A 7,121-nucleotide genomic window follows, 5' to 3' on the forward strand; every position below is an offset into this window, starting at 1 on the left:
CAGGAGGGGATTATCCCCTCCTGGCAGGTGCAGGACGGAGTCCTGCATGCAGCGGCGTTTCAGCAGAAGCGAATGCGTCAGCATTCGCGCACGCCGCGACAATCTGTGCCCCGCAGGGGCACTCTCTGGGAGGGCGGACGCCCGACATGCACCGTTTTGCTGGTGGCAACAGTGAGGAAATTTGCACGTAACTATTCAAATTTGTGCTGGCTCACCAGATCTAAGCTGGCTCACCAGCTCTACCCCCATGGGGATGCAGTGCGGATTGGCGCAAAAATGCGCGCCAATCCGCACTGCTTGCTTCCATTAGGCGCTTAAGCCGACGCAAAGAGCGCGTCGGCTTAGTTTGAAAAGCGCGCCAAAGGCAAAAGATTAAAGGATTAAAAGCAAAATCCCAGGGATTCCATCCCTGGACCCGGCCAGGGAGGTGCCCTCCCTGGACCCGCAATTGTTTTGGGTGGTGAATAGTTACGTAAACACAAACAAATCACGAACCTGGTTTTGTATCCCCCTCCAAAACCACCCCCATCGCCATAAATTTTTTGAAACGCTCCTCAGTCAATTGCGCAGGCGTCTTTTTGCTTAAATCCCGCAAATGACGGACTATATGGGTACGTACATTTTCCGCAGTCTGCTCCACATTGCGATGGGCCCCACCAATCGGTTCCGGAATGATTCCATCGATCAAACCCAACTCCATGATCTCCTCCGCGGTAATGCGCATCGCTTCTGCCGCCAACTCCGCCTTGGCCGAATCCTTCCACAAAATGGAGGCACACCCCTCCGGCGAAATCACCGAATAAATGGCATACTGCATCATCAATACCCGATTGCCTACCCCTAATGCCAATGCTCCTCCCGAGCCCCCCTCGCCAATCACCACACTGACAATCGGCGTGCGCAACGAAACCATCTCCTTCAAATTGCGCGCAATCGCCTCCGATTGCCCCCGCTCCTCCGCCTCCTTGCCCGGATAGGCACCCGGCGTGTCAATCAAGGTCACCACCGGCAACTGAAACTTTTCCGCCAGCTTCATCAAACGTAACGCCTTGCGATACCCCTCTGGTCGCGGCATGCCAAAATTATATAGCACACGCTCCTTGGTCCCACGCCCCTTCTCTTGGCAAATCACCATCACATCAATGCCATCAATGGCCGCCAAACCACCCAATATCGCCTTGTCATCGCCAAAATGACGGTCACCATGCAGCTCGCGAAATCCTGTAAACACCCGCTGCAAATAATCAGTCGAATAGGGCCGGTCCGGATGCCGAGACAACAAGGTCTTTTGCCAGGCAGTCAGCTTGGCAAAAATTCGGGTGGTCAAGTTGCGCGCTTCATCTTCCAGACGATTTATCTCATTGGAAATATTGATGTCCGAACGATCGGAAAGCAGACGCAACTCGTCAATCTTGGCCATCAATTCGCCAATCGGTCGCTCAAAATCCAAAAAAGTACGCGAAATATTGTTATTCATCTCTCATTCCATCCACCGCAGCCACTCCTGCCCATAACTCAGAGCAAAAATCCCCGAAAATGCGCCCCATCAGGACCAAACAGTTGCCTGACCGCCTCCAATAATCCCTGACTCGGTAGCACAGCATACTCCTGCCCCAATTGCAACCCCGTCACCGCCTCTTGACTCTCCAACTCCCACAACACCCGACAATGACCACCGGAATGTGCCGTCAAAATTCCCTGCAACTGCTCCAATAACTTGTCGTTCACTAACATCAATGGGGTGCGCACATGCAATAAACGACAATGCTGCTGCCGCCACTCATCCAGGTCAAGAATCTCCTCCGCCAACATCTTGACCTCATCCTCCCCCCGTTCCATTTTGCCAGAAAAGATCAAAACCCGGCCACCAGCTCCCCCTCCCTCACCCGCTATCGGCAGCTCTTCCAACAGAGTATGCCGACTCTGATACAAATCAGCAAATACCGTTATCTCCAACTGCCCATCCGCATCCTCCAAGGTCAAAAAGGCCATCCGCTCACCCTTGCGCGTGCGATGCAGCTTGCGGTTGCTCACCATCCCCACAACCCGTACATATCCCTCATCACCCCCACGGTGGGCATTAAAATATGTGGTCGGCTCCTCATCCGCCTGGCTATATGCACTGAAAATCTTCACTTCGGCAATGGTTTTCAATCCATACTCCTGCAACTCACGCCGATACTGATCCATGGGATGACCGGTCACATAAAAACCTAAAGCATCTTTCTCATATAACAGCTTTATGGAATCAGTAAATTCGGGCAGCGCCGGCAACTCCTCATCCACCTCCTGCCCGGCAAACAGGTCGCGAAAACCAAAGGAGACTGCCTCCTGCTTGCGACTGCCCCGACTCATGGCAATCGGTAAATGATCCAACAATGTGGCCCGATTCACCCCCAAAGCATCACAGGCCCCCGCCTTGATCAACTGCTCCATCATGCGCCGGTTCAGGCCACTCACCCGACGACACAACTCAAACAAAGTACGAAAGGCTCCGCTCTGCTGGCGCACTTTGAGCAAGGAGGCGACCGCTCCCTCACCCACATTCTTGATCGCCGCCAAACCATAGCGAATTGCCAACCCATTTCCATCACTGCGCTTTTCCGTAGTAAATACCGCCTCTGACACATTGATATCCGGTGGCAATACCGGAATGCGCAACTCCCGACACTCATGAATAAACAAGGCCACCTTGTCACTGTTGAGCATATCACAGGTCAAAGTCGCTGCCATAAACTCCACTGCATAATGGGCCTTCAACCAAGCGGTCTGATAGGAGATCAACGCATAGGCTGCCGAATGGGATTTGTTAAAGCCATATCCGGCAAATTTTTCCATTAAATCAAATACATATCCAGAACGCTCTGTGGAAATGCCATTGGCGGTTGACCCGGACACAAAGATCTCCCGCTGCGACAACATCTCCTGCAGCTTTTTCTTACCCATCGCCCGCCGCAACAGATCGGCCCCGCCCAGGGTGTAACCTGCCATCACCTGAGCTATCTTCATCACCTGTTCCTGATAGAGAATAACCCCAAAGGTCTCCTGCAGAATCGGCTCCAACATCGGCAACGGATAGCTGACCTCCACCCGCCGGTGCTTGCGATTGATAAAATCATCCACCATGCCCGATCCCAAGGGACCAGGACGATAGAGCGCCACCAAAGCGACAATCTCCTCAAAACTGTCGGGCGCCAGCTTTTTTAAAATCTCCCGCATCCCGGAAGATTCCAACTGGAAAATACCCCGCGTCTGCCCCTCCTTGAGAAGCTGATAGGTCTTCTTGTCCTGCAGATCAATACGATTGATATGCAGCGGCTCTTGCCCCATTTCTGCCCGCCGTCGATTGACCAGACGCAACACATCGGCAATCACCGTCAGGGTCTTCAAGCCCAGAAAGTCAAATTTGACCAGACCTGCCTTCTCCACATCCCCCATATTAAACTGGGTAACCGGCATCTCCGAACGGGGATCGCGATACAGCGGCACCATATCGGTCAACGGACCATTGGCCATCACCACCCCTGCCGCATGTGTCCCTGCCGAACGAGGCAAACCCTCCAGGGCCATCGCCAACTCCAATAAATCCTTGACCTCCTCCTCATCCTCCATCAACTGCCGCAACTGCGGCTCCTGTTCTATCGCCTCGGCCAGGGTAATGCCCAGAGTTGCAGGAATCAATTTGGCAATACGATCCACCCGCCCATAAGGAAACTCCAACACCCTGCCCACATCGCGAATCACCGCACGCGCCTGCAACGTCCCAAAGGTGATGATCTGTGCCACCCGATCCGCACCATATTTGTCGCGCACGTAGTGAATCACCCGTTCGCGATTGTCCATGCAAAAGTCCACATCAAAATCTGGCATGGAAACCCGTTCGGGATTGAGAAAACGCTCAAAAAGCAATTGATAGCGAATCGGATCCAAATCGGTAATCTCCAAGGCCCAGGCCACCAACGAGCCTGCTCCCGAACCCCGCCCCGGTCCTACCGGAATGTTGTTGCGTTTTGCCCAACGAATAAAATCTGAAACAATCAAAAAATATCCCGAAAACCCCATCTGCAGGATCACTTCCAGCTCATAGGCCAAACGCTCCTGATACTGCCGCTCCACCTCAGAATGCTCCTGCTGCGGTCGATCCAACAACACCACTTCCCGCAAACAACGCTGCAACCCCTCCTCCGCCTCGCGGCGCAAACAGCTATCCAGATCCTCGCCAGCCGGAGGTTGATAGTCCGGCAGCACCGTTTTTCCCAACTCCAACTGCAGATTGCAGCGCTCGGCCACATACAAGGTATTGGCCAACGCCTCCGGCAAATCGGCAAAGCGTTCCGCCATCTGCTCCGGGGTCGGAAAGGCGTGCTGCTCGGTATAACGCGGACGATTTTCCGCAAAAAGAGTATGGCCCAGGCCAATACACAACAAAGCATCCTGCGCCCGATACTCCTCCGGGTGAATAAAATGAATATCATTGCTGGCCAGCAAAGGAATCTCCCACTGCTGGGCCAAAGCGACCATCTCCTGATTGACCGCCTCCTCCCCAGGCAAACCGTGGCGCTGCAGCTCCAGAAAAAATCCCGGCTGCTTCTCGCCAGAGGGAAGGGTTTCTGCAAACAGATCACGCAAATGCAGTGCTACCTGCTCCGCCTGCTCCCGGCGTCCGCTATGCAGCAGACGACCAACCTCCCCCTTCAAACCAGCAGAGAGCGCCAACAAACCGCGATGGTGCTGCTGCAACAACTCCCAATCAATCCGAGGTTTTTCGTGACTCCCCTCAAGATGCCCTATCGAGACCAAACGTAATAAATTTTGCCACCCCTCTTTATTGCGACACAACAGCAGCAACTGATCGCGAATCTCTTGATCCGGGCGCTGGCTGCGATCGAGCCGGTTGGGCACCAGATAGAGTTGCGCGCCCAAAATCGGTTTGATACCCGCCTTCAAACAACCGGTAAAAAAGGGAATCGCCGCAAACAGATTGCCATGATCGGTCAAAGCCAAAGCCGGCATCCGCAGCGACTTGGCCCGTTGAATCAGCGCCTCCACACGTGCACTGGAGGTCAGCAGGGAATAACCAGAATGAACATGCAAATGGACAAACGGAGCATAGGACATGGATGCACAAGCCTGGCAATCCCTCTCCCCGCCGCACAGGCAAGAAGAGAAAAAGGGTGGTCGGAAGGGGAAAATGGCTTTGTGGCAAGAGGGCAAGCCGCTTGACGCAAGGATAAAACTCCGTTTATAATGTTGATTTTAATTAAAATTGTCAAGGCAATTCACACACCATGCACAACTCCAGCGACTGGATTCACTCCCTGTTCGGCGCAGAAAGCCCTCTGGCACGCCATATTTCTGCTTATGAACCCCGTGCCGTACAAAGCCGCATGGCCCAACAAGTAGTAGAAGCGGTGCAGACAGAAAAATCTCTGATTATTGAAGCCCCAACCGGGACCGGTAAAACCCTCGCCTATCTGCTGCCCTTGTTGGCCATGGGCGAATCGGTGATCGTCTCCACCGCCACCAAAGCGCTCCAGGAGCAGATCTTTCAAAAAGATATTCCACTGTTGCGCCAGGTAGCCGGACGCCAATTTTCGGCAACCCTGCTCAAAGGTCGGGGCAACTATCTCTGCCGCAAACGCTTCACCAGCTTTCTGCACCTGGGAGGGGTCAGCAGCCATCGCGAACGGCGCTGGAGCCAACAGGTCATCGCCTGGGCCGATCAAACCGAAACCGGCGACCGTGAAGAGCTGCTTGATCTGCCCGATAATCTCTCCTTCTGGGCAGATATCAGCGCCGGTGGCGACCATTGCCCAGGTCGCCGCTGCCCCCAGTATGAGCTCTGTTTTCTGACCTTGGTTCGGGAACGGGCACGCAAGGCACAAATGGTCGTGGTCAACCATCACCTTTTTTTTGCCGATTTGGCGCTGCGCGACGGCGGCTTTGGCGAACTGCTCCCCGATCATGGAGTCGTGGTCTTCGATGAGGCCCATAAAATTCCTGACGTGGTCACCCATTTTTTTGGCTGGAGTCTCAGCAATCATCAACTGCAGGAACTGGCACGTGATTGTAAACGCGAAGCCACCGAAATGGGTGCTGATGATCCCGCCTTGCTGTTGGCCCTGCCCGATCTGGAGGTAAGCGGACAACAGTTGCGCGAGGCATTTCCCCAAGAAAACAGGCGTGATGGACTCACCCCCTCCGATATGCAGCGTGACAGTCAACCGGGGCAAGCGCTCCTGCAAGTGGAAAGCGCCCTGCACCATCTGCTTAAAATGTTGGAACCCCATCGGGAACGCAGCAGCGGACTGGCCAATTGTGCCCGCCGCAGCAGCGAACTATTGGATACTGCCGGGCGCATTCGTTGCGTTGACGATCCCGCCCGTGTCTATTGGTATGAAACCCGCGAACGGGGCATCTTTCTCAGCGCCTCCCCTCTGGAAACCGGTCCCACCCTGCGTGAGTTGCTTTATCCTCGTGTCAAAAGTGCCATTTTTACCTCAGCCACCTTGACCACCGGCAGTCAAAAGGATGGTTTTGCTTATCTGCTCAACCAATTAGGATTGGAAACACACGAGGCGATTTGCGAACAGTTGCCTCTGGTCTTCGACTATCGGCAACAGGCGATACTCTATCTGCCCGCACAAATGCCTGAACCGGATGATCCCCAGTTTCCTTCTGCTCTGCTTGCCGAAATGAACGCCTTGTTGCAGGCAGCCAGAGGTCGTACTCTTTGCCTGTTTACCAGCCAGCGCATGCTTGAACTGGTACGCAGCGGTTTGCGGGGTACTCTGCCCTTTACCTTGCTGGTGCAGGGAGAGATGGCCAAAGGGGCTCTGCTGGAGCGTTTTCGTCAGGAGACCTCTTCGGTATTGTTGGGACTCTCCAGCTTTTGGGAAGGGGTGGATGTACCGGGGGAGTCGTTGTCGATGGTCATTATCGACCGTCTGCCTTTTGTCTCTCCGGTCGATCCCCTGGTTGCAGCACGCAGCCGCTGGATGGAGATCAACCGACGCAATCCCTTTCAGGAGATGTTTATTCCGAAAGCCATTTTATCGCTTAAACAGGGAGTAGGCCGCCTGCTGCGTCGCAGCAGTGATCGTGGTGGGATGGCCATTTTG

The 7,121-nt window shown here is 54.2% G+C and carries 3 protein-coding genes; 1 reads left to right on the forward strand and 2 read right to left on the reverse strand.

Going from position 1 to position 7,121, the window contains the following annotated elements; all coding sequences use genetic code 11:
* Positions 1-487 precede the first annotated feature (487 nt).
* On the reverse strand, positions 488-1,465 hold the full coding sequence (locus tag EJP87_RS00190) for an acetyl-CoA carboxylase carboxyltransferase subunit alpha (protein WP_130469889.1): 978 nt from the start codon (positions 1,463-1,465) through the stop codon (positions 488-490).
* A 50-nt stretch (positions 1,466-1,515) separates the two neighbouring features.
* Positions 1,516-5,118, reverse strand: coding sequence for a DNA polymerase III subunit alpha (gene dnaE, locus EJP87_RS00195; RefSeq protein WP_130469848.1), 3,603 nt, complete (start codon positions 5,116-5,118; stop codon positions 1,516-1,518).
* 170 nt (positions 5,119-5,288) lie between these two features.
* On the opposite strand from dnaE, the gene EJP87_RS00200 reads away from it, so the two are divergent.
* A partial coding sequence (locus tag EJP87_RS00200) for an ATP-dependent DNA helicase (protein ID WP_130469849.1) occupies positions 5,289-7,121 on the forward strand: 1,833 nt, incomplete at its 3' end.

It is taken from the genome of Candidatus Magnetaquicoccus inordinatus (assembly GCF_004217665.1).
Classification (GTDB): domain Bacteria; phylum Pseudomonadota; class Magnetococcia; order Magnetococcales; family Magnetaquicoccaceae; genus Magnetaquicoccus; species Magnetaquicoccus inordinatus.

Excerpts from the sequence above, each read along its gene's own strand:
- dnaE (WP_130469848.1), bottom strand. The coding sequence starts at position 5,118 with ATGTCCTATGCTCCGTTTGTCCATTTGCATGTTCATTCTGGTTATTCC.